Below are 20866 nucleotides of genomic sequence, written 5' to 3' on the forward strand. Positions count from 1 at the left end.
TATGGAAAACCTGTCTCCGATAATGCTCGGCTTTCTCGGAAGCCTTGCCGCCGGATCGCTCACGGCAGTCGGAGCAATTCCCGTGCTGTTCGGGCGCATCCCGTCGCGGGCGACGCGCGATCTGTCGCTCGGCTTCGCTGCCGGCGTCATGCTCTCAGCCTCGTTCTTTTCTCTGATCATCCCGGCGTTGGATGCGGCGGAGCCGATGTTCGAGAACGGCGCGATGCCTGCGGCCATCGTTTGCGTCTCGATCCTTTTGGGCATGGGGGCCGTTGCATTGATGAATGAAAGGCTGCCGCACGAGCATTTCAGAACGGGACGCGAAGGGCCCGAAGCGGCGTCCTTACGGCGGGTCTGGCTGTTCATCATCGCAATCACGATCCACAACTTCCCGGAAGGCCTCGCGGTCGGAGTTGGCTTCGGTTCCGGAGGTATGGAAGGCGGTCTGCCACTCGCCATCGGCATCGGGCTTCAGAATGCGCCTGAAGGGCTGGCCGTTGCGGTATCCCTGTTGGGCGAAGGATATCCGAAGCTGCGCGCCTGGGGCATCGCCGCGCTAACGGGAATGGTCGAGCCGATTGGCGGTTTGCTCGGGGCCGGCATCATCACACTGTCGGAACCGCTGCTGCCATGGGGCTTGGCCTTTGCCGCAGGCGCCATGCTTTATGTCATCAGCCACGAAATCATCCCCGAAACCCATCGCAGCGGCCATCAGAACAAGGCAACGCTCGGCTTGGCCGTCGGGCTCGTTTTGATGCTTTTTCTCGATGTTTGGTTGGGGTGACGCAATGCCAGTGCATAAACTATCTCCGGTGATCGGCATTTTTGCGGCGCTTGCCGCTTTCGTAATCGATCAGATCACAAAAGCCATTGTTGTGGCGAATGCGGCCTCTTTAAGCACTGGAATCGCCGTGTTTCCAGGTTTTAACCTTGTCTTTTATCGCAATGATGGCGTCACTTTCGGATTACTTGGCGGCGCACCATGGTGGAGCCTCATAGCTCTCGCTCTTGCCATCTGCGGCTGGCTGGGGGTTATGCTGTTTCGCGCCGAAAATGCGGTTGAAACGCTCGCTTACGGAGCGATCATCGGTGGAGCCTCGGGCAATGTCATTGATCGTGTGCGGTATCGGGCTGTAACGGACTTCCTGGATTTCTACATCAACTCAACGCATTGGCCTGCCTTCAACATGGCCGATGTGTTTGTCGTCAGTGGCGTGGGGCTCTTGCTCGCCGCACCCTGGATCAGTGCGCGGCGTCCGATCAAGTCGTGAAGCCGGCAATTCTGAACTGCTTCGCTCTGCGCAAACGTCTGCTCTCGCGGATGACGCTTGGTTTCGCCGCCGGGCCGCTGACCGTTCTAACCTTCCCGCCTTTCTCGATTCTCCTTCTTGTTCCCGTTGCCTATTCTGCGTTGTTTGTCGGTCTTCGCGACCTCTCCTTCGGGCGTGCTTTTCTCGTCGGCTGGGCGTTTGGTCTCGGCCAGTTCGGTTTCGGGATTTCGTGGATCGCGGAAAGTTTCTACGTCGAACCCGAGCGTTTCGGGGCGCTGGCGACCCCGGCCGTCGCGGGATTGTCCGCAGGTCTCGCGATTTTCCCGGCCATTGCCGCCGTGCTCTTCGTCGAAATCGCGCGGCGCGGAGCCATGGGCAGTCTCCTGGCCTGCCTCCTGTTCGCGACCTCCTGGACCGCGGCCGAGTGGTTGCGCGGTCACGTTCTGACAGGTTTTCCGTGGAACCTCGCCGGCTACGCTCTGGTCGATTACGCCGCCCTTCGCCAGCCCGCCGCCTGGGTGGGAAGTTATGGGCTAAGCTTTCTCACCGTGTTCGTAGCGGCACTCCCCGGCGCGGCTCTCATGGCGGTCGGGCGACAACGATTGATCATCTCGCTAATGCCGCTGGCCGGCATCGTGACGATGTGGGCCGTCGGCACGCTTCGCCTCCAGTCGGATGCACCACAGCCACCGGATGTCGACCTGCGCATCGTTCAGGGCAACGTTCCCCAAGAGGAGAAATGGGCGCCCGAGAACCGCGAGGCGACCTTCGCGCTCTATCTCGAGCTTTCAACCCAGCCCGGCGATTTCGACGTTCTTCTCTGGCCGGAAACCGCCTTTCCCGGGTTCCTCGATGAGGATGCCCAGGCGCGGGCCCGCATTGCCGCTGCGCTACCGGACGGCAGCGTGCTGCTAACCGGAGTGCCGGACCGTGTACTGAGCGAGGATGGCACCCGATATTTCAACACCGTCCAGGCTTTTGACGATACCAATGAGATCCTGACCGGATACGCGAAACACCATCTCGTGCCCTTTGGCGAATACGTGCCATTCCGCGGCTGGTTGCCGATCGAGCGGCTGACGGCGGGGCTGGGCGATTTTACGCCCGGACCGGGTCCGCGCACCCTTGCGCTTCCGGGTATGCCGCTGGTCGCCGTGGCGATCTGCTATGAGATCATTTTCCCGGGCCATGTGGTCGACGACATGTTCCGACCCGACTGGATTTTTAACGCGACGAACGATTCCTGGTTTGGAACCAGCATCGGACCCGAGCAGCATCTGGCTTCCGCACGTATGCGCGCCGTAGAGGAAGGCCTTCCTGTCATCCGAGCCGCGAATACGGGCATCTCTGCGGTCATCGACGCGAACGGAGAGATCATTGCGCGGCTCGATACAGGGGAAAGGGGCATCATCGACGCTGATCTTCCCTCAGCGCAGCCGCCTACGCCATATGCGCTTTTCGGGGACTGGATGTTGCTGGCGCTCATCTTGGCTTCGTGGAGCTGGGCTCTGGCGGCCAATGCGACGGCTAACTACCGCCGCATGAGAAAGACCGTCATGCAAAGATGTGGATAGGCGTTCCGTCCTTCACCATTGCATAGATGTCCTCGATCTGCCGATCTGTGACTGCGATGCAGCCAGCTGTCCAGTCGCGGATGTCCGTCGGGTCGATGCCGGGGCGTGGACCACCATGGATGAAGATGTCGCCGCCGGGGGAAAGGCCCTGCGCTGCGGCAAAGGCGATGTCGGCCTCATTTGGATAAGAGATGCCAACTGAAAGATGATACGTACTTTCAGGGTTGCGCTTATCGACTATGTAGGTGCCCTCCGGGGTCCGACCGTCTCCCTCGAATTGCTTGTGACCCTGAGGAGCGAAGCCCAGCCCGATCGGATAGGTTTGCAGCACGCGATCGGATCCGTCGAGAACAAGCAAACGCTGTCCCTTGTAGAGCCGAAGTCGCGTCACTTCGGGTCCGTCATAGCTGCGGAACTTGCCGGCACAGCCCGACAAAAAGGCCGCTAAGCCACCCAACAGGACGGCGCGGCGGGGAAATCGGATGGTTTTCACTGCTCGATGCCTCTTTCGTGAGGTCTGATATGGAAATAATGTTACCTTGCAAATGCCGCGTGATCAATGTCCGTGGGCAAGCGCGGCCTTTGCGATCTGTGGCCCAACCTGCTCGCCACCGGACGGCGGTGCCTTGGCCTCTTGGCTGTTGAGCAGGCGCAGGGCGTTCGCCACCACCAGCAATGACACACCCACGTCGGCTGCAATAGCGCCCCACATCGATGCCATTCCGAACGCGGTAGCGACAACGAAAACTCCCTTGGTCGCCAAGGAAATACCGATGTTCTGATGGATAATCGACATTGTCCGGCGCGAATGACCGATCAGCCAAGGCACCTTGCCGAGGTCGTCGGTCATAAGGGCAATGTCCGCCGTCTCGATTGCCGCGTCAGAACCAACCGCACCCATCGCGATGGCATAATGCGCGCGCGCCATTGCGGGTGCATCGTTCACCCCGTCGCCGATCATGGCAACCATGTCATGAGTTTTGACCAGTTCTTCGATGGCTGTCACCTTGTCTTCGGGCAGAAGCTCAGCGCGCACCTCGTCGATACCGACCTCGGCGGCAACGGCGCGCGCTGTTCGCTCGTTGTCACCGGTCAGCATAACGATGGTTTTCACGCCTTGCGCGTGAAGTTGCGCCACGATGCCCTTGGCATCAGGGCGGATGCGATCGCGCAGTTCAAGAATGCCCGTCACGCCGGATTCATCGCCGACAGCGACAAGGGTGCTGCCGGCGCCTTCGATCCGCTCCCGCAGATCCTTCGGAATGGCGTCGCCGAAACCCTTCTCCTCGGCAAACCGGTCCGACCCCAGCCAGATGGACCGTCCGTCGGTGCGTCCTTCAAGTCCCCTGCCGGGAATGGTGCGGGTATCCTCTGCGGCGGACACCTTGACGCCGTCGGCCTCCGCCCGCGCGAGAATGGCACGCGCCAAAGGGTGCGACGAACGTGCCTCCAGCCCTGCGGCGAGGGTCATCAGATCTTGTGCTGAAGCCCCGCCCAGCGGGTGCACCGCCGCCACTTCCGGCTGACCCATGGTGATTGTGCCGGTCTTGTCCATGGCCAGCGCCGTGGTCCTGCCCGGCGCCTCTACATAGGCACCGCCCTTGATGAGGACGCCCGCCCGCGCCGAAGCGGTGAGCGCTGCGACGATGGAGACAGGGGTCGAGATGACCAGAGCGCATGGGCAAGCGATCACCAGCAGCACGAGGGCATTGTAGAACCAGTAATCCCAGGCTCCGCCGAAGATAAGCGGCGGCAGTAGCGCAATTGCGACGGCGAGAGCCATGACGATAGGCGTGTAGATGCGGGCGAACTTTGCCACCCACTGTTCCACCGGCGCGCGGCGGGCATGGGCGTCGCCGACCATGCGGATGATCTTGGCCAAGACGGTATCCGAGGCGACCTTCGTGGCGCGCACAGTTAGTGTACCTTCGCCGTTGATCGTGCCCGCATAGACCTCGTCTCCGGCCTCTTTGGGTATCAAGGCACTTTCGCCGGTGATCGGCGCCTGGTCGACCGCGCCCGCGCCACCCGTCACCTCGCCGTCGAGCGGGATACGGTCGCCACCGCGTACAATAAAGCTTGAGCCTACGGCGACTTGCACCGCCGGCATGTCGGTCTCGCTTCCGTCATCGTGGATCACGCGCGCCGTAGGTGGCGCAAGATCCAGGAGCGCCGACACAGCGTTCCGCGCGCGCCCAACGCTCCAGCTTTCGAGAAAGAGGGACAGCGAAAAGAAAAAAGCCACTGTCGCTGCCTCGAAGAATTCACCGAGCCCGATGGCTCCGGCGACTGCGACAACCATCAGCAGGTTCATGTCGGGCGACAGCCGACGTGCGGACGACCATGCCTTCGGTGCCACAAGCCAAACGCCGAATAGGATAGCAACTGCAAAAAGCCCTGCCTCGGCCAGCGGCATCGGCGCTTCGCCGTGCCCCGCGAAGAGGCCGAGCGCCCCCCCCATACCGGTCTCGACGATGTGCCAGAGAAAACCCGCCGCCCAGAAGCCGCCGCTGAGAGCCGTAAACAGCCGCTGTCGTGCAAGATGGGCCGCTTGGTCGACCGACGCGTTCTCGGCATTCCACGGCTTCGCCGTCATGCCGGTGCTCGCGACAAGTTCCGCAACTTCGTCGTCCGATACACTCTTTGCGCTGTCGAGAATGGTCATCCTCCCGTTGATTACATCGAACGCGAGATGCTCGGCCCCGCCGATCTGCGGGCCGATTACCTTATTCAAGATCGCGACCTCCTCGGCGCAATCGAGGCCAGACACCTGAAAACTGCGCCCGCCGGTTGGCGCGGGAGTCGTCGGTGCGATGTCGCCGCACTTTCCGGCGCTACCACAGCAACTGCCGCCGCTTGCCTGGGCGTCTTCGGCGTGATCGTGATCGTGGCGGTGGGTGTCGGACGGCATGAACGGACCTCTGGATTCGGGTGCTTTGTCATGACATAGCCCCTACAGTAGCTAGAGCTTCAAGAGAAAAGTTCGGTGGTATTTCCGTTTGTTTTCTTGCTAGACGGTCCGACGACAGCCTCAATCACGGCGTGAGGCATAAAAAGCCGATACGAAGAAAAACAGAAAAGAAAGGAAACTCGATGCAGGTTTTGATGCTGAAGCAAAAAATGATGGTTGCGGTGGCGCTTTTGCTCACGACAGGATGCGCCATCCAGCCGACAGGGCCGGACGACACGGCAGACCAGACGGGCAACGTTCCCGAAGCCGTGGTTGCGATGGCTGCTCCGGATCAGGATGTTGCAACCGCGCGCCTCGTGCCGGAAGACGGCTGCTATTGGTACGAACACAGCGGGCCGGTCGAAACGACGCTGCTGCCGTTGCGCACGGCGAACGGTAATCCGATCTGCGTGGCACGCGAAGCTTGAGGACGCGTCAGACGTTGCATCAACGCGCCTCAGACCTACGCACCACACTCAACTTCGCGCGGTGACACTGTCCTCCGCTGAGTACAAATGTGCCGTCGATTCGATCTCAACGTTGGGATAAAGTTCGTTAATGTGAGCCATGACCATCCGCACGCAACCCGAACTGGCTCGACCGCCGATACTTCTCGGATAGGGCGTGCCGTGTATTCGAAGATAAGTGTCGCGGCCTCCGACGTACAGATAGATGGCTCGTGATCCCAAAGCGTTTTCGGGGCCGGGTTCCATCCCGTCGGCCCATCGTGCGTTTTCCGGATCCCGCTCGATCATGTTCTGGGTCGGTGTCCAATGCGGCCACCTCACCTTGCGTTTGATCGTGTAGACCCCAGGCTCGTATAGGTTGCCCCGGGCAATGGCCACACCGTAGCGCATTGCGGTCCCGCTCTCCTCGATATGATAGAGATACCGCGCGACCGCATCGACATGGATGTCTCCTGGCACGAGCCCGGGTTTCGCAATCACGCGTTGGGGCAAAAAGCGCGGGTGTAGGCCCCAAGGGTTTGACGCGGCCGGATCGAATCCGGGCGGCGTGACTTGCGCGTCCCATTCAGCCTTCTGTGCCTCGGTGGGCCAGGTATCGGCCAACAGGGGGCTGGAAACAGACGCGGAGAATAGCGCCGTTGTTGTTTGAATGAAGTGTCGTCTTGTCAGCATGTCGTACCCTTTCGGTTCCCACCAGAATCTATGGCAAGAACGGTATCTGTTCACTTTGATTAGATAGGACTTCTAGTGGCTAGAGGTTCAAGGACATATTTTCGTGAAAACACACGATCCTTGTGATCCGCAATTTACCATCCGCTACTACGAAAAGATCGGCGCGCCGCCCAGCCTGACCCGGCCTGTTCCCGAGACCACGGTTGCTGCAGAGTCAGATCCTGTCGAAGCTGGCTATGGAGGAAGGCCATATCGCCCGCTTCGCCTGAGCAGCGAACGGCAGTGTGGTGAACTTTGACTTGCACGGTGACGGGGGCAGGCAAAGCAGCAACGACAAACAGGGCCGCGCAGTGTCCAAAATACCGGGCGTCTTGCTCGCCGCCTTCACCAGTCATCATAGATGGTGAAGGCACAACCGCACGGAAGCGCCGGCCACAGCGGCCTTGCGCACTGGCGAGGAGTATCTCCAAATTCGAGCACCTTGATTGCCAAGGTTCCGGCGGGCTTTGCCTCCTCCTACCGGAACTTTGGCCGACTGGCACGCACCCGTCAGGATACCGAGCGATGACGCTCATCTCTTAGGTCGTGGTGCGCCACATCCGGAACCGGCCCTGCCCGGTCACTTCGCAGATCAAACCCCGCGCTTCCATCCAGACGAGGTTGCGCTGGACGGCGGCGCGGCTGGCACCGGTCAGGGTCTCGGCCATTGGGGCGGAGACGAGGGGCCATTCGGCCAGCACGGCGCGCAATGCTGGTGGTGTCTTGCCAGAGAGCGGGGCCATCATGGTTTCCGCCCGCGCTGACCATGCCTGGATATCGTCGAGGTGCCGCATCGCGGTCAGGCATGCTGTTTCCATTCCCTCGAGCCAACGCTCCAAGCGCTCAGCTGGTGGGCCACTGGCGCGCAGCCCCCCTGCCCCGCGCATAGCCAGAGGCGCAAAGATGGCCCCTCCATTCGAATTCGGGCCTTCGCTGGCGGCAATGCGTGCGGCGGTAACCGCCGCTTCCATCCGGTCGCCCTGTTGCCCGAGGCCCGCAAGGCTCCAGAGGTGAAGCCCCATGCAGGCGCGTGTGATCGGGTGCAGGTCGACGGCTTGCGCCATCAGGTCAAGCCAACCGCCCGCGCGATCCGCAAAGGTTTCGGCTTCACCTGCTATGTTTTCGGGGTCACGGCGATCGAGGAAGGCGGACAGGTCCACCTCTGGGCCGGGACCGCCTGTTAGACGCCGCACTGCCCATCCGACACGCGCGAGCGCTGCAGTGTTGTCCTGCACGCCGGACAGGCGCATGGATATCCAGAGCGCCAGCCGATCCGGGCCAATACGGTCACCCACAAACCAGCTGAGGTCTGCCGCCTCCATCAGCGCGAGCCTGTGCCGCCAGCCTTTCGGGCCACGGCGCAGCCGGTCATCCAACGCGCCGATCCGACCAGCCACACGGGCGAGACGCGCGGCATTAACCGCCTCTGCCTTCCGCCAATCGTCGAGGACTGCGGTTTCACGCAGCTCTGCTCTCGGTCCGGGCAGCAGATAATCCGGCTCCACTTCCATCGGACCGGGCAGGAACCACAGGTCGTCCTCAGACGTCTCTTCAAGCCCCTCCGAATCCACTAGAGGATCGTCAAAACTATCATAATGTGTAGATACTTGAGGCTTCATATGTGCAAAATACGGCACTTTTGCATTTTACCCAAGTGTTTTGTCAGGGTGCGCCCACACACCTTATATAGCACGTGCGCGCGGTGGTCTGCGAGATCTCTCTGATCACGCTCAGCGTATGGAATCCAAGGGGTTTTTGATGAGCAGCACCACAGAGAGAGCGGTTGCATTCGTTTACAAACGGTCGTTTAGTAACGGTATATGAAATTGCAAACGGCCGATTTTCATGCCCCTGATAGGCTATGCGCGCGTATCCACAGAGGATCAGACCCCCCTGCCCCAGTCTGAGGCCCTGCAAACTGCGGGATGCGTCGAGATCTTCGAAGAGCACGCCTCAGGCGGCAATCGTGCCCGGCCGGTGCTTGCCCGCTTGCTGGAGCGCATTAGCAAGGGCGACACGCTGGTTGTCGTACGGATCGACCGGCTCGCACGGTCTCTGTCGCACCTTCTCGAGGTGATCGAACGGTTGGAGGCCAAGGGGGCGTTCTTTCGTTCCATTCAGGACCCGATCGACACCGGATCCCCGCAAGGCAAGTTCACGCTGCAGGTTCTGGGCGCCGCGGCCGAGTTCGAGCGGGCGCTGATCCGGGAACGTACCAAAGCAGGGCTGGCGAGCGCCCGTACCAAGGGCCGGGTCGGCGGGAACCCTGGACTGCGGGCCAAAGACCCTGCTGCTCTTCGCAAAGTACGGCTGGCGCGACAAGACGGCTACATGGAGCGTCTGAACGAGACGGCACAAGATTGGGTGCCCCATGTGCGCCGGTTGCGACCCGACTTGGCCTGGGAAGACGTGGTGCGCATCATCAACGGCCCCTTGCCCGAGGCGCGTCGCTGGACCCAAAGCCGTCTCTTGCGCGCTGTGAAGGCCTATGTCGGCGACGGCTTCCTGCCGGCCGAGGTGCTAGCCCGCGCCGGGCGCCGCGAAACCGGCGACCGTCTGCCCGCCATCGTCGCCGGCATCAAGGGCGCGGACCCCGACATCACGCTTCAGGCGATCTGCACCCGGCTGGAAGCGATGCGCGAACGCACGCCTCGTGGCCGAACAAGATGGCAGCCGTCTTCGGTGAAAATGCTGTTGGAGCGGGCGGAACGACTTGGCCTCATGCCGTACGAATCGAGCCAAAATCAGATGTAGCTTCTGACCCGAATCCAAAAAATTTCACCGGGAGAAAACTCCGCAGGAGGCAGAAAGTGCCATTAGTTGCTTGGGGTTAGCTGCTAATATGCCAACTCAACAGAGTAGCGGCTCGATTTGGTTAGATCTGCATTTAATATATCTATATCAATGACTTGCTGAGTTTTTTACACGACAACACCTATAGGTGTTGTGGATAACTTTCACACTACATTTAGATTCTTCTTGCCGGACTCACTGGATCGTGGCATTCCCATTCTGACGGCAAAACGCGTCAGACACGCTGTACACCGTCAGAATGACTAAGAGCCTCAACAGAGGCCGAGAGTGGGCGGCAGGACATGGATGATCGTAACATTGGATACACGCAAGGCATAGGCTCTTCCGATATCGGAGCATTTGCCAACAATCTGGCTGAGTCTTTGGATCGCCAGATGAAGATCGCTTTCGAACCCGAAGAACGAAAGTCCCTACGTCGCTTCAGTTCCACCGAAGTCGCCGGCCTCCTGCGCGTAAGCACATCTAACCTGCGCAACCGGCACAAGGACGGCAGCTTCCCGGAAGTGCATACAGACAACCGCGGACACCGGTTCTACACAGCCCAAGAGATTGATGAGTTGCGCGATGTTCTTGGACGCACTGGAAAGAACGCAGAAAGCTACCGCCCAGGTCGACGTGATGGCGATCGTCTCCAGGTGATATCCGTCGTCAACTTCAAAGGCGGCTCATCAAAGACTACTACAACGATTCATCTTGCGCAAAGGTATGCCTTGCGCGGTTACCGCGTGCTGGTCCTAGACCTCGATCCGCAAGCAAGTTTGACCACGTTTTTCGGCTTTCGGCCCGAGCTTGAGTTCGCCGATGGCGGCACAATCTATGATGCTTTGAGATATGAGGACCAAGTTCCTCTCTCGAACGTCATCCAAAAGACCTACTTCCATAAGCTCGACATGGTGCCCGCCGGTTTGATGCTCTCGGAGTACGAAACCGAGACCGCAAACGCTCTCGCCCGTCGCGTACAGCCCATCTTTGCAGAGCGCCTCGCCTTGGCGCTTGAAGAGGTTGAGGCAAACTACGACATCGTCCTGATCGACTGCCCGCCTCAGCTTGGGTTTCTAACCCTGACTGCGCTGGCAGCGTCGACGGGGCTTTTGGTTACCGTGGTACCTGGCATGCTTGACATCGCATCCATGAGCCAATTCCTGAAGCTTGCTTCAGAAACGGTCAAGGCCGTGGAGGAAGCCATCGGTCGGCGTGTCACATGGGATTTTGTCAAGTTCCTGATTACCAGATATGAACCGTCGGACGGTCCGCAGACCCAAATGGCAGGCTACCTGAGATCAATTCTGGCAGGTCAGGTCATGACAGAGCCAATGCTGAAGTCTACGGCGATCTCCGACGCGGGGATGACCCAGCAGACCGTCTACGAAGTCGATCCAAGCCAATTCATCAGAAAGACAATTGATCGCGCCCTGACCAGCGTGAATGGCGTTGGCGATGAGCTAGAGCAGACGATCCAAATGGCATGGGGGCGTCGCTGATGGCCCGAAACATCTTCAACCAGCCTCCAAGGAATGAGACGGAGAGCGGAGCCCCCTCCCCTACCCCGCCAAAAGCGGCAAAGCTGCCGGGATCTGTTGGAGGATTGCGCGACTCTTTGCGCGAGATCACAGCAAACTCGATTCGCGATATCGAACCCGATCAGATTGACATGGATGGGCTGCGCGATCGGTTGGTGCTGGAAGATTCCAGTATCGATGAGTTGGCCGAGAGCATTCGCAAGCATGGCCAACAAGTGCCCATCATGGTCCGTCCATCAGCCCAACCGGACAGATACCGCATCATCTACGGCCGCCGCAGGCTTGCGGCGATCCGTAAGGTCGGTGGAACGGTCAAGGCAATTGTTCGAACCTTGGACGATGACGCATCTCTGATCGCTCAAGGCCAGGAGAACAACCTCAGGCTTGATCCGTCTTTTATAGAAAAGTCTCTTTTTATCAAAGAGATGCAAGAATCCGGGTACAAACCCGGTGTCATTCAAGATGCTCTAGGTCTGACCCGGCAAGGCGTATCCAACCACAGGGTCGTCATAGAACAACTGCCAGACGGTCTTGTTCAACTCATCGGGCCAGCACATGGGATCGGACGACGGCAGTGGGGTGATCTAGCTGCCTTGTCGGTGAAGGTAGATTTGGTGGACATCGCCAAAGAGGCGCTCGCCGCCCTGCCCGACGACACTCCTAGTTCCGAAAAGTTCCAAGCGGTCTATTCGGCTTGCTCGAGCAAAGCACGTAGCGACAAGAAGCCGCCCAATCGTGGGCTGACTTCGGTCATCAATGATGAGAACGGCAGTTCATTGGGCACGCTGACAATCGATGAGAAGGCGATCGCGCTCAAGGTCACCAAGAAGGACAATCCAGAATTCGGCCAATGGCTCGAAGAGCACGCGGAAGCTACGCTTTTGCAACTCTTCGTACAGTGGCGGAATGAGAGAGGCTCTGGGTCCTAACCCAGGCCACACAGAGCAACACGAGCAGAGGAGAAAAGCGAAGACCCGAAAGAAAAGAGCCCCCCAAAGTTTCCCCTGGAGAGCCCTCATCATCTGATTAGCATCTTTGATGTAGCAACCTCCAGCATACCGGTCAAGAGTCACCGATTCGGTGGACTGATATTTTTTGCCTTTTTCCGCGAAAATTCGAGGAAAGAGACGGGGAAGTTGTGGGCCGAACGGTCGTCGTGAACAAGCCATGGCATTTACAAAACTCTCGATCGAAGCCGCAGGTGCTGATGCAACCCGCGGCTCATTTCCCCCATCTGAAACCGACGTCTGGACCATCTTCAGAGCCCTGAGAGATGCACGCAGCGTGTTTGGTCTACGTCCTGGCCACATACAGACACTTCAAGCAATGCTCAGTTTTCTGAAACCTGGCCATGGCGAAACGGTTTTTGCGTCTAACGATTCACTTTGCCAGCGCGTTGGCGGAATCGACGAACGGACACTCCGGAGGCACATCAACCGCTTCGTTGAACTCGGATTCATCAAGCGCAATGACAGCTCGAACCGAAAGCGCTACCGCGTTCGCTCATCCGGCGGGGAGTGCATCAGTTATGGATTGTCTCTCACCCCCCTGCTCCAACGTGCGAGCGAGCTTATAGCCATCGCGCAAGAGATGGAGAATAACCGGCGAGATCGGATATTTGTCCGCAAACAGATCCTTACAAAGCTCGCCCATTTGGAAGAGCACGATCCTAGCAACGCATTCATCAACCACGCACGGAAAGCTCTACGCAGGAAGCTGAGCCTCCCCGAATACCACGCTCTGCTCGCCAATACAGATGCAGAATGCCAGAGTTTGTCTACCCCGGATGACCCGCCTGAAACTATGGAATTGCCCGCCAATGACGGACAAACTGTCCGGCATCAATCTAAGTCTGAAGAAGAAAAAAAAGATTTAGATAGCAACATAGGCCTTGAGGCCCTGAAACCAGACTTGCTGACCTCAGTCTGCGATCAGGCGACATCGTTCTCCACAGAGAGACTTAGAAACTGGTTGGACATTGAAAACCATGCTCGAACACTTGCACCCATGATGGGCATTCACCCAGAGACTTTCGAGAAAGCCAAGAATGCTGTAGGAGCTCAGAAAGCGTCATGCGCGATCTTCATCATGCTACAGCTTGGAAAACGCATCAGGGATTTTGCAGCGTATTTTCACAGTATCACCCTGGGTCAAAGGCAAAACCAATTTGATCCATTAGCTTTGATCAAGCGACTGTCCGAAAACAATGAGCGAACTGTCTAATGTCCACCGCGGTGGACTTCGAACGAGAATCGGCGCTTGTGGCAACCAAAACTGTCCAAACGCACATAGCGGCGCGTGGTGGTTCTTCAGTTTATCTCAGACCAGCAGATGTCCACCGCGGTGGACAAGTGACACATGAGCAAGCCTTGATGAAAATCTGGCCGCCCATGGAAGAAATCGGCGGCCAGGCATTACACCCTAAATGCCTAAAGTTATTGTGGGAGGTCACCGTCTCCAAAGAGGTTTGGAAAGAGCCGCTCTCGATAATCCAACGGAAACGCCAACCGAACCGGCGTCTTCGGCGAGGCGGACCTCAGGTATCCGGCGGCGGTCAGTTTACTCAGCGTGTTGCGAGCAGTACGCTCGGACGTCTTGAGCACAATCTGCGCATCGCCTCGTTCCAGTGCCCCATGCCGAAGAACCGCCGAGATTAGTTCCGGCGCTCGCTTGTCATCGATGGTATCTGCAACAAGACGACGATACCGTTGGTCTAGTCCGCCGAGATCGAACAATCTTGCTGAGAAGGTGATCTGGTCGAGCGTCACCTTTAGGAACCATTCACTAAACGTCTTCAGTGCCGCTTCTGACAGGTTCCCCCGTCCGTCGCGGTCTCCGCGGCGTGGACTGTCGGCCAGATCCATCATCCGTTTGTACTCGCCCCGATCGGTTAGCCCGCGGGCCAGCCCACGTGATACGGACCAGAGCCCTTGGCCACCAATCCCCGCTGTGAGGGCCATGGCATGAGACATCAGTCTGCTGACACGGCCGTTACCATCCGGGAAAGGGTGGATGTAGTTGAGCCGGTGATGCGCAGAGGCGATCGCGATGATCCGTCCGCTCGAAGACCGCGCCGCAATCTGAAATCGTTTGTCGAAATGGTCCATGAATGCCGCGACGCGCGACGATGAAGGAGGTAGGTGGCGCCCGACCGCAACTTCCCGATCATCATCCTGGCGCATGCGTCCCGGAACGATGGGCTCTTGTGTGCCGTCGGGATGTTCGATGACCCGAAACTCATCCGGCATCTCGTCGTAGAAGCTCTTATGGACCCAAGTCAGGAATTCGACGGATGTGGGGCGGGGCAGGGTGCCCTTGCGATGCATCTCGTCGATGGCCCGTTGAACGATGACGTGCGCCCGGGCCTCAAGGGCGAGGGGACGGGTTTCTTCCTCAAGCTCGGCGCCAGCCAGCGCCCTTTCGATGTCGCGGGGGCGCGTGTTGTGTCCTTCGATCAGGTTGGAGTAGTAGCAGTTCATCACACGGACGAGATCGGCAAGTTCGGCTGCGCTGTCAGGATGCAACCCTTGTCCCAGCCCGGTGGCTTCCCTCTGGATGTCGACCGAAAGGTCTGCCAGTTCTGTCGGAATATGCTCCTCGAAGAAGCAGGGTTCGATCCTGGCGGGTGTTTCCAGCATTTTGCCGATCTTCCATGTTTGCAAAGTAATTGAAAAATAAACACATTTTGTACTTTTAAGCAAGGTTTTGCCGATATGCGTTGCCGATCTTGGTTGCCGATCTAGAATTGCTGCATGAAATCAATGGCTTCGGCAGATGTGCCGGGCTTTTCGGTTTTGTTGTGTGCCCAAAGGGGCCGAAAAAAGAGAAAGTGTTCTTCGGGTTTTGTGACTGACGGATGAGGACCTTTGGGGTCCCTCAGATGGGTCCGGGCCGGATTCCGGTCTGTCTTTCCTGATGAAGGGCATTCCCATGCAAACAGGTGTCTTGCGCGTGCTCCGCGCAACCGCTGCCTCGTGGTGGCGGCATAGAGAGTTGCGCCGAACTGGCCAGACGTTGCTGGCACAGCGGCTCGAACGCCAGACCGTCCTGCGTGATCTCGGCTATCTGAAGCAGGCCGCGTCATTACCAAACGCGCATGTGATCTGCGGAGAGGGCGGGACATTCATCCATCTCGGCTGGACCACCGTTTCGACCTTCGCGCTGATCGAGCGCTTTCCCTTGGCCACTCTTGCGGTCGCACGAGGAACCCCGTTCATCGATATCCGACCCATCAGTGACGTCATCGCCTTCGCGAACTTGCCGTGCGTGGCGCGGGACGGATCGGTTGACCCTGAACCTTCGGGTTCCGGCAAGTCCGTCTCGCTGACCACCTACATCGACATGGTCGAAGGGCTCGGCGCGAGGATCCTCAACGATCCGCGGTCCCATCAGTCAGCCTGATCACCACTTACTCTCACCAAAACTCGAAAGGAGGCCAGCCATGGCCCGATCCCGCACGCCCAAATTCGATGCCTCCGAGGTCATCACAAACGAAATCATCCGCATCATCGAGCGCGGCGTCCTGCCGTGGCGCAAGCCATGGACCGCAGGTGGCAGCTCTCGTCCCCTGCGCGTGGGCGGAGAACCCTACCAGGGAGTGAACAACTTCCTGCTGACGATGCGGACCGTGATGGCGGGCCACAGCTCACCTTTCTGGATGACGCTGCCGCAAGCCAATGCCTTGGACGCAAAGGTCCGCAAGGGCGAAAAATCCTCTGTCGTCGTTTATTACGGTCAAAGCCGGAAAGATGCGGGCGCAGATGAGCATGACCGCAGCGACGGGGATGATCACTCCGAGGAAGCCCGCATCTTCCGCTTCCAGAAATCCTACCGCGTGTTCAATGCCTGCCAAATCGATGGCCTGCCCGACAGTTTCTTCCCCGACCCGGAGCCCGTGCCCGAGCATGCGCCGTCCGAGCCCATCCCGCACATGCAGACCTTCTTTGATGCGATCGACATCACAACCGTCTTCACGGGCACGGAGGCGTACTATTTGCCGCCCGTGGACAAGGTCTACATGCCGTCCATCACGCGGTTCCAGGACCCGCGCAATTTCTACGGGGTCTGGGCCCATGAGCTGGCCCATGCCACGAAAGCCCCGCATCGGCTGAACCGTGATTTCGGGTTCTCGAAGTTTGGCAACACGTCCTATGCGCGCGAGGAGATCGTCGCGGAATTGACCTCGGTGTTCCTGGGTCAGACGCTCGGCTTCACGGCGCATACGCTCGAGATGAATGCCGCCTACCTCCACAACTGGTTGCGCGTTCTTCGGTCGGACAAGGGTGCGATCTTCAAGCACGCCGCGGATGCGCAGCGCGCCTGTGACTATCTGATCGCACAATCTGAGGCGGGTAGGGCAGGGCGCAGTGCCGAGGCCGCCTGACCACACGGAGAACGGAGACTCGCATGTCACGCAAGGAACCCAAGACGCTGCGGGTGGCCTGCTTCGAAGACGGCCGCCGCAAGATCATCACCTTCAAACGCGGTGCCTATTGGTGGAGCCCGTCCGAGGGCGCTTACCCGCTCTCGGCGGCACTCGAGAGCATCAAGGAACAGGGCGGCTGGATCGAAACCATCCCCAACCCGAACTACAGAGCCAGAGGGCTGTTCGGGTAAGGCGCCTTCTGCTTCGGTCCTTCCGCCAAGCAGAAAAGTGAAAGCGGGCTTTGGGAAGGGTGTTTCAACTTCTCAAAGGAGATCCCATGTCCATGACCGTTCAATCCCAGCCAGACCGTCCGGATCCGACCGTGATCGCGGCGCAAAACGACGCGTTTCGCAAGCTCGCGTGCCTTGGAGTGGCGCCCGCGCAGCCCACCCAGGGCCGAATGCATGTCACCCGCTCGCTTATGGAGGCCGGTGACGGCTTCATGGCCGAGGCGGTGAAGGCCACCGGTGCGTTCGATACATTCGAGCCTGAGAATGATCCCGAGGGATGGCACGATTTTGGCGCGGTCGAGATCCGGGGCGAGACCGTGTTCTGGAAAATCGATCTCTATGAGGCAGATTCGGATTTCCGCTACGGGGCCGAGACCCCGGACAATCCTGCCACAACCATGCGCGTGCTGACCATCATGCTGGCGCGTGACTGGTAGGGTAGGAGGGCTTCCCAAAGTGTCGATCTGAAAACTCAAGGCCCACTGACCCCTCAAAGGGAAAGTGGGCCTTTTGTCTTGGTGATCCCTGAAGCCGGGGATTGGTCACGCGCGTGAGCGCGCGGGCCACACCTCACCCTCCTGGAAGGATATCCCATGACCACAAGCTTTGCTCCCCTTACCGTCGCCATCGGCGATCTGATCCCGCATCCCGCCAATGTGCGCAGCAACGCGCCGGAAACCTATGACCCCGAGAACATCGCGCATCTGAAGGCCAGCATCGCTGTGCTGGGCCTGCTCCAGCCGCTCTTGGTCCAGAAGCTTGACGGCAAATATGCTGTCCTCGCCGGTGGCCGACGCCATGCTGCGCTGAAGGAGCTGGTCGCCGACAAGGCCACCAAGGGGTTCATGGCGAAAACCAAGGTCGACTGTCGCCTTGTCCCAGACGACTGCGACGTCACCACGGCGCTGTCGCTCGCCGAGAACATCACCCAGGCACCGATGAATGCCATCGACGAGTTCGAGGCTTTCGCCCGGATGATGGAGGTCGACAGCCAGACGCCCGAGACGATCGCAAAGACCTTCGGCGCCACGGTGGCGGCCGTGAAAGGCCGGTTGCGTTATGGCCTTATCCACCCCGACATCCGCGCCGCAGCCCGGGGCAAGGTGATCACGCTCGACACGATGAAGGCCTTCGCCGAGCACCCGAGCCAGGAGGCGCAGCGCGAGGTCTTCGAGGCGCTCACGAAAGACGGCGGCTATCTGCAGGCCTACACCGTCCGTCAGGCCCTCAAATCCCGCGGCGTGCAGGTCAGCGATGATATTGGGGCCTTTGTGCGCGCGGACTACGAGGCGCGGGGCGGTGCTGTCGCGGCTGACCTTCTGGAAGAGCATTCCGTGCTTGAGGATGCAGCACTGGTCGAGACCATCCTGCTCGAGAAGCTCGGTGCCGCCGCCGAAGAGGCCCGTATGAGGCTGGGCTTTGCCTGGGCCGATGCGATGGTCCGCTATGATTACGCGACCATGGCGGACTATGGCCGCGTCTATCCCGGCCCGATTGAGCCGGATGAAGCGGCCCAGAAGCGCATCGATGAGATCACCGCAGAACTCGAGAAGCTGCAGCTCGAGATGGAGGATGAGGGGCTCGAGGACGGTGCCTACAATGCCCTTTACGAGCGCGTGGACGCCTTGGAAGAAGAAGTGCGCGATCTGCAGGAGGCCTACAGCGCCGAGGACCTCGCGCGGTCCGGGGTGATCGCGTCGTGGCAGGGTGGGCAGGTCACGCTCCATGTTGGCCTCGTCCGCCCCGAGGACACCGTGAAAGTGGAAGGCGCGCGCGGCTCGTCGGTCAACCCGACGGGGGAGGAGGCACCGGACGCCGGCGAAATCACCTATCCAGCCTCGCTGGCTGAGGACCTCAAGACCGAGCGGGCCATGGCCCTTGGCGCCGCGATGGCGCTGCATCCGGAAGCCACGCTCGATCTGACGCTCTTCAAGCTGGTCAGTGACGTTCTGGCCAGCGGAATGAGTGTCACGCAGGCGATCAAGATCGATGCCCGCAAGGAATACCGCAGCCATGCCAAGATGGACGAGATCGACGAGACCTCGCTCGAGCAGGTGGCGGCGGCGCATGATGCGCTTGATCTCTCCTGGCTCGATGACACCCGCGCGCCCGCCGATCAGTTCGCGGCGTTTCGCGCGCTGGAGGCAGGCGAGAAGGCCAAGCTCGTGGCCTATGCCACCGCCAGCACCACGCAGTCCTGCTTCGCGCGGGATCCTCGGCGCGACAGCCTGATGCATGCGTTCGAGATCGAGATCATGCCCGACATTCGCGCATATTGGACGCCGAATGCGGCGCTCTTCAACCGCTTCAAGAAGGCCTGGCTCCTGAAGATTCTCGGCGAGGATCTGGGTCTCGCCCAAGAGGCGGTGACGCTCGCCTCGTCGAGCAAGAAAGAGATCGTCGCCTTCTGCGACAAGCTCTTCGCCGAGCCTTTCGCCACACTCACGGACGCGCAGCGCGCTGCCGTGGCCACCTGGTGCCCGCCCATGATGCAGACCGCCGGTGTCGCCTGTGATGAGGCGGAGCCCGCTGCGGAAACCCCCGAGCCTGACAGCGAGGTCGCGCAAGCGGCCTGAGTCCTCACGCGACTCGCGCGAGGCATTCCCCGCGCGGGTCGACCCTCCCACACCCAACCGAAAGACATCCTCATGGCTATTCTCAAGTTCTCTGCGTCCGCTGTTGCGGAACAGATCGCCCATGCGCGCGCCTGCAAAACCTTCTTGCCCAACTGGAACGGGCCCGTGGACAGGCCCGCCCTGATCCTCATCGTCGGCAATGGTGTGCATCTGCGCTCAAACGGCATCGATGGCACGACCACCCGTATCGTCACCACCGAACAGGCCGATCCCTCCTTCGCTTTCGCCGACGGCATGAACCCGTTTCGGGACACCGACTGGATGGCGCAGCGCCGCATGGCGTTTCGCGATCTGACCGGCCAGTTCTATACCGACATCCTGGATGACGTGCAGGTGCTCATCGACCGGGGGCGGGGGGCGATCCGGCTCGCCACCGATGGCCACAGCATCCGCGTCTTCGTGCGCCGGGCCTCGGATTATCTCATCGGCGGGACCTACGAGGTGCCGTCAGGCCTCGGCGGCACCTTCCGGGTCATCCTCAAGGATGCCTGCGACACCTTCGCGATCGTACAGAACTGCGGCAATTGCGAGGATTTTGACGCCATGCAGCCCTACCGCGTGCCGCTCGATGCGCTGATGGAAATCGATGACCGGAGGGCGGCGTGATGGGTTGGCTCTTCTACACCGACGGCCGCGTCCAGACCTACGCGGATGAGAAAGCGGAGATTGCTCGGCTGTGCACCTTCGAGGGCGAAAGGCGCAAGACGGAACTGGTCAAAGCCTGCAAGGTGGGTTCGACTTGGTACGCGGCGGCAAAGGTCACAAATATCGACGGCACCCCTGTCGAAGACACGACCTATGTCACCGATGCGGATGGCTCCATCACTTTCGCCGCCGTATTCCTTACCCGATATGATGACGGCTGCTGGGGCTACAAGGACATGGAGGAAAGCGCGGGACCGGTCGAATCCCGCGCGCCACTGAGCCTATTGGCCCTGCTGTCCGAGCTGAAAGACCCAGACAGCTATGCTCATGCCTGGCGCCAGCGCTGCCAGGACTGGGCTGCGATCCCGGACTACGAGGAAGGCGACAAGATCAAGCTCGCCACCCCTGTGACGCTCACCGATGGCAGTACCTGCCAGATTGTCACCGCGACCCACTACAGGCGCGGGCGGCAAAAGCGCCGCTGCTACCGCATCGAGGAAACTGGTGGGCTCGTACGCCTGTCGAAGGCCTCGCTTGCGGGCTCGGAGCTGCTCAGCTCCACGAAAGGTGCGGCTAGCCCGGTGCTGGCGGAGTTCCTGGCGGGGCGAAATTAGGTCCTGCGC

General features: G+C 60.0%; 21 protein-coding genes. 16 read left to right on the forward strand and 5 right to left on the reverse strand.

Translation table 11 applies throughout. The features are described from left to right. The first annotated feature begins 1 nt into the window (after position 1). Genes VWY34_RS03200 through lnt form a run of 3 tightly spaced genes read left to right on the forward strand, consistent with a single transcriptional unit; the run spans position 2 to position 2845 of the window. Positions 2 to 784: a ZIP family metal transporter gene (locus VWY34_RS03200; RefSeq protein WP_027238629.1), complete on the forward strand. Its 783-nt coding sequence runs from the start codon at positions 2 to 4 to the stop codon at positions 782 to 784. Then, entirely contained in the window at positions 768 to 1271 is a 504-nt protein-coding gene (gene lspA, locus VWY34_RS03205) for a signal peptidase II (RefSeq protein ID WP_211003343.1), read from the forward strand. The genes VWY34_RS03200 and lspA overlap by 17 nt, the downstream gene beginning before the upstream one ends. Beyond that, complete coding sequence (gene lnt / locus VWY34_RS03210) at positions 1238 to 2845, forward strand: apolipoprotein N-acyltransferase (RefSeq protein ID WP_102856007.1); 1608 nt, start codon at positions 1238 to 1240, stop codon at positions 2843 to 2845. The genes lspA and lnt overlap by 34 nt, the downstream gene beginning before the upstream one ends. Here lnt and VWY34_RS03215 read toward each other — a convergent pair. Next, the gene (locus tag VWY34_RS03215; protein WP_009807972.1) at positions 2826 to 3338 is read right to left on the reverse strand and encodes a L,D-transpeptidase family protein; all 513 of its coding nucleotides are present in this window, start codon (positions 3336 to 3338) and stop codon (positions 2826 to 2828) included. The two genes, lnt and VWY34_RS03215, sit on opposite strands and share 20 nt — an antisense overlap. Positions 3339 to 3401: 63 nt before the next feature. Beyond that, entirely contained in the window at positions 3402 to 5756 is a 2355-nt protein-coding gene (locus VWY34_RS03220) for a heavy metal translocating P-type ATPase (protein ID WP_092465195.1), read from the reverse strand. A 182-nt stretch (positions 5757 to 5938) separates the two neighbouring features. Between VWY34_RS03220 and VWY34_RS03225 the strand changes: the two genes are divergently transcribed. Next, the gene (locus VWY34_RS03225; RefSeq protein WP_092465194.1) at positions 5939 to 6223 is read left to right on the forward strand and encodes a hypothetical protein; all 285 of its coding nucleotides are present in this window, start codon (positions 5939 to 5941) and stop codon (positions 6221 to 6223) included. A gap of 48 nt (positions 6224 to 6271) precedes the next feature. Here the strand turns inward: VWY34_RS03225 and VWY34_RS03230 are convergent, their stop codons facing one another. Further along, on the reverse strand, positions 6272 to 6934 hold the full coding sequence (locus VWY34_RS03230) for a L,D-transpeptidase (protein WP_092465193.1): 663 nt from the start codon (positions 6932 to 6934) through the stop codon (positions 6272 to 6274). 103 nt (positions 6935 to 7037) lie between these two features. Between VWY34_RS03230 and VWY34_RS03235 the strand changes: the two genes are divergently transcribed. Then, entirely contained in the window at positions 7038 to 7232 is a 195-nt protein-coding gene (locus tag VWY34_RS03235; protein WP_123618725.1) for a hypothetical protein, read from the forward strand. Positions 7233 to 7512: 280 nt separating this feature from the next. Here VWY34_RS03235 and VWY34_RS03240 read toward each other — a convergent pair whose 3' ends face one another. Continuing rightward, positions 7513 to 8592, reverse strand: a complete 1080-nt coding sequence (locus tag VWY34_RS03240) for a hypothetical protein (RefSeq protein WP_092465192.1) — start codon at positions 8590 to 8592, stop codon at positions 7513 to 7515. A 226-nt stretch (positions 8593 to 8818) separates the two neighbouring features. Between VWY34_RS03240 and VWY34_RS03245 the strand changes: the two genes are divergently transcribed. The 4 genes from VWY34_RS03245 to repC all read left to right on the forward strand — a co-directional run bounded on the left by VWY34_RS03245 (position 8819) and on the right by repC (position 13530). Next, entirely contained in the window at positions 8819 to 9727 is a 909-nt protein-coding gene (locus tag VWY34_RS03245; protein WP_416548786.1) for a recombinase family protein, read from the forward strand. Positions 9728 to 10068: 341 nt separating this feature from the next. Continuing rightward, a complete protein-coding gene (gene repA / locus VWY34_RS03250; protein WP_024099294.1) occupies positions 10069 to 11268 on the forward strand; it encodes a plasmid partitioning protein RepA in 1200 nt (399 codons plus the stop codon). After that, positions 11268 to 12236 (forward strand): plasmid partitioning protein RepB, encoded by a 969-nt coding sequence (gene repB, locus VWY34_RS03255; protein ID WP_024099295.1) that lies wholly within the window; start codon positions 11268 to 11270, stop codon positions 12234 to 12236. Before repA ends, repB begins: the two co-directional genes overlap by 1 nt. A gap of 238 nt (positions 12237 to 12474) precedes the next feature. Next, on the forward strand, positions 12475 to 13530 hold the full coding sequence (repC, locus tag VWY34_RS03260; protein WP_024099296.1) for a plasmid replication protein RepC: 1056 nt from the start codon (positions 12475 to 12477) through the stop codon (positions 13528 to 13530). Positions 13531 to 13742: 212 nt separating this feature from the next. On the opposite strand, the gene VWY34_RS03265 is transcribed toward repC, so the two are convergent. Next, positions 13743 to 14945: a Fic family protein gene (locus VWY34_RS03265; protein WP_024099297.1), complete on the reverse strand. Its 1203-nt coding sequence runs from the start codon at positions 14943 to 14945 to the stop codon at positions 13743 to 13745. 277 nt (positions 14946 to 15222) lie between these two features. Between VWY34_RS03265 and VWY34_RS03270 the strand changes: the two genes are divergently transcribed. The 7 genes from VWY34_RS03270 (at position 15223) to VWY34_RS03300 (ending at position 20857) form a co-directional block, all read left to right on the forward strand. Next, positions 15223 to 15708 carry a hypothetical protein gene (locus VWY34_RS03270; protein WP_040104442.1) on the forward strand — a complete coding sequence of 162 codons (486 nt, stop codon included), beginning with the start codon at positions 15223 to 15225 and terminating at the stop codon, positions 15706 to 15708. Positions 15709 to 15748: 40 nt separating this feature from the next. Continuing rightward, the gene (locus tag VWY34_RS03275) at positions 15749 to 16690 is read left to right on the forward strand and encodes an ArdC family protein (protein ID WP_096705139.1); all 942 of its coding nucleotides are present in this window, start codon (positions 15749 to 15751) and stop codon (positions 16688 to 16690) included. A gap of 23 nt (positions 16691 to 16713) precedes the next feature. Then, positions 16714 to 16923 (forward strand): DUF6330 family protein, encoded by a 210-nt coding sequence (locus VWY34_RS03280; RefSeq protein ID WP_040182663.1) that lies wholly within the window; start codon positions 16714 to 16716, stop codon positions 16921 to 16923. An 86-nt stretch (positions 16924 to 17009) separates the two neighbouring features. Next, positions 17010 to 17399, forward strand: coding sequence for a DUF3768 domain-containing protein (locus VWY34_RS03285; RefSeq protein ID WP_024099302.1), 390 nt, complete (start codon positions 17010 to 17012; stop codon positions 17397 to 17399). Between the two features lie 156 nt (positions 17400 to 17555). Further along, complete coding sequence (locus tag VWY34_RS03290) at positions 17556 to 19538, forward strand: ParB/RepB/Spo0J family partition protein (RefSeq protein ID WP_024099303.1); 1983 nt, start codon at positions 17556 to 17558, stop codon at positions 19536 to 19538. Positions 19539 to 19610: 72 nt separating this feature from the next. Continuing rightward, a complete protein-coding gene (locus VWY34_RS03295; RefSeq protein ID WP_024099304.1) occupies positions 19611 to 20204 on the forward strand; it encodes a hypothetical protein in 594 nt (197 codons plus the stop codon). Continuing rightward, positions 20204 to 20857 carry a DUF6927 domain-containing protein gene (locus tag VWY34_RS03300; RefSeq protein ID WP_024099305.1) on the forward strand — a complete coding sequence of 218 codons (654 nt, stop codon included), beginning with the start codon at positions 20204 to 20206 and terminating at the stop codon, positions 20855 to 20857. Before VWY34_RS03295 ends, VWY34_RS03300 begins: the two co-directional genes overlap by 1 nt. Positions 20858 to 20866 lie beyond the last annotated feature (9 nt).

Origin of the sequence: Phaeobacter sp. JH20_02, assembly GCF_048056915.1 — a bacterium.
Lineage (GTDB): Bacteria > Pseudomonadota > Alphaproteobacteria > Rhodobacterales > Rhodobacteraceae > Phaeobacter > Phaeobacter bryozoorum.

Excerpts from the sequence above, each read along its gene's own strand:
- VWY34_RS03200 (WP_027238629.1), top strand. The coding sequence starts at position 2 with ATGGAAAACCTGTCTCCGATAATGCTCGGCTTTCTCGGAAGCCTTGCC.
- lspA (WP_211003343.1), top strand. The coding sequence starts at position 768 with ATGTTTGGTTGGGGTGACGCAATGCCAGTGCATAAACTATCTCCGGTG.
- VWY34_RS03220 (WP_092465195.1), bottom strand. The coding sequence starts at position 5,756 with ATGCCGTCCGACACCCACCGCCACGATCACGATCACGCCGAAGACGCC.
- VWY34_RS03225 (WP_092465194.1), top strand. The coding sequence starts at position 5,939 with ATGCAGGTTTTGATGCTGAAGCAAAAAATGATGGTTGCGGTGGCGCTT.
- VWY34_RS03230 (WP_092465193.1), bottom strand. The coding sequence starts at position 6,934 with ATGCTGACAAGACGACACTTCATTCAAACAACAACGGCGCTATTCTCC.
- VWY34_RS03240 (WP_092465192.1), bottom strand. The coding sequence starts at position 8,592 with ATGAAGCCTCAAGTATCTACACATTATGATAGTTTTGACGATCCTCTA.
- VWY34_RS03245 (WP_416548786.1), top strand. The coding sequence starts at position 8,819 with ATGCCCCTGATAGGCTATGCGCGCGTATCCACAGAGGATCAGACCCCC.
- repA (WP_024099294.1), top strand. The coding sequence starts at position 10,069 with ATGGATGATCGTAACATTGGATACACGCAAGGCATAGGCTCTTCCGAT.
- repB (WP_024099295.1), top strand. The coding sequence starts at position 11,268 with ATGGCCCGAAACATCTTCAACCAGCCTCCAAGGAATGAGACGGAGAGC.
- repC (WP_024099296.1), top strand. The coding sequence starts at position 12,475 with ATGGCATTTACAAAACTCTCGATCGAAGCCGCAGGTGCTGATGCAACC.
- VWY34_RS03265 (WP_024099297.1), bottom strand. The coding sequence starts at position 14,945 with ATGCTGGAAACACCCGCCAGGATCGAACCCTGCTTCTTCGAGGAGCAT.
- VWY34_RS03270 (WP_040104442.1), top strand. The coding sequence starts at position 15,223 with ATGAAGGGCATTCCCATGCAAACAGGTGTCTTGCGCGTGCTCCGCGCA.
- VWY34_RS03275 (WP_096705139.1), top strand. The coding sequence starts at position 15,749 with ATGGCCCGATCCCGCACGCCCAAATTCGATGCCTCCGAGGTCATCACA.
- VWY34_RS03280 (WP_040182663.1), top strand. The coding sequence starts at position 16,714 with ATGTCACGCAAGGAACCCAAGACGCTGCGGGTGGCCTGCTTCGAAGAC.
- VWY34_RS03285 (WP_024099302.1), top strand. The coding sequence starts at position 17,010 with ATGTCCATGACCGTTCAATCCCAGCCAGACCGTCCGGATCCGACCGTG.
- VWY34_RS03290 (WP_024099303.1), top strand. The coding sequence starts at position 17,556 with ATGACCACAAGCTTTGCTCCCCTTACCGTCGCCATCGGCGATCTGATC.
- VWY34_RS03295 (WP_024099304.1), top strand. The coding sequence starts at position 19,611 with ATGGCTATTCTCAAGTTCTCTGCGTCCGCTGTTGCGGAACAGATCGCC.
- VWY34_RS03300 (WP_024099305.1), top strand. The coding sequence starts at position 20,204 with ATGGGTTGGCTCTTCTACACCGACGGCCGCGTCCAGACCTACGCGGAT.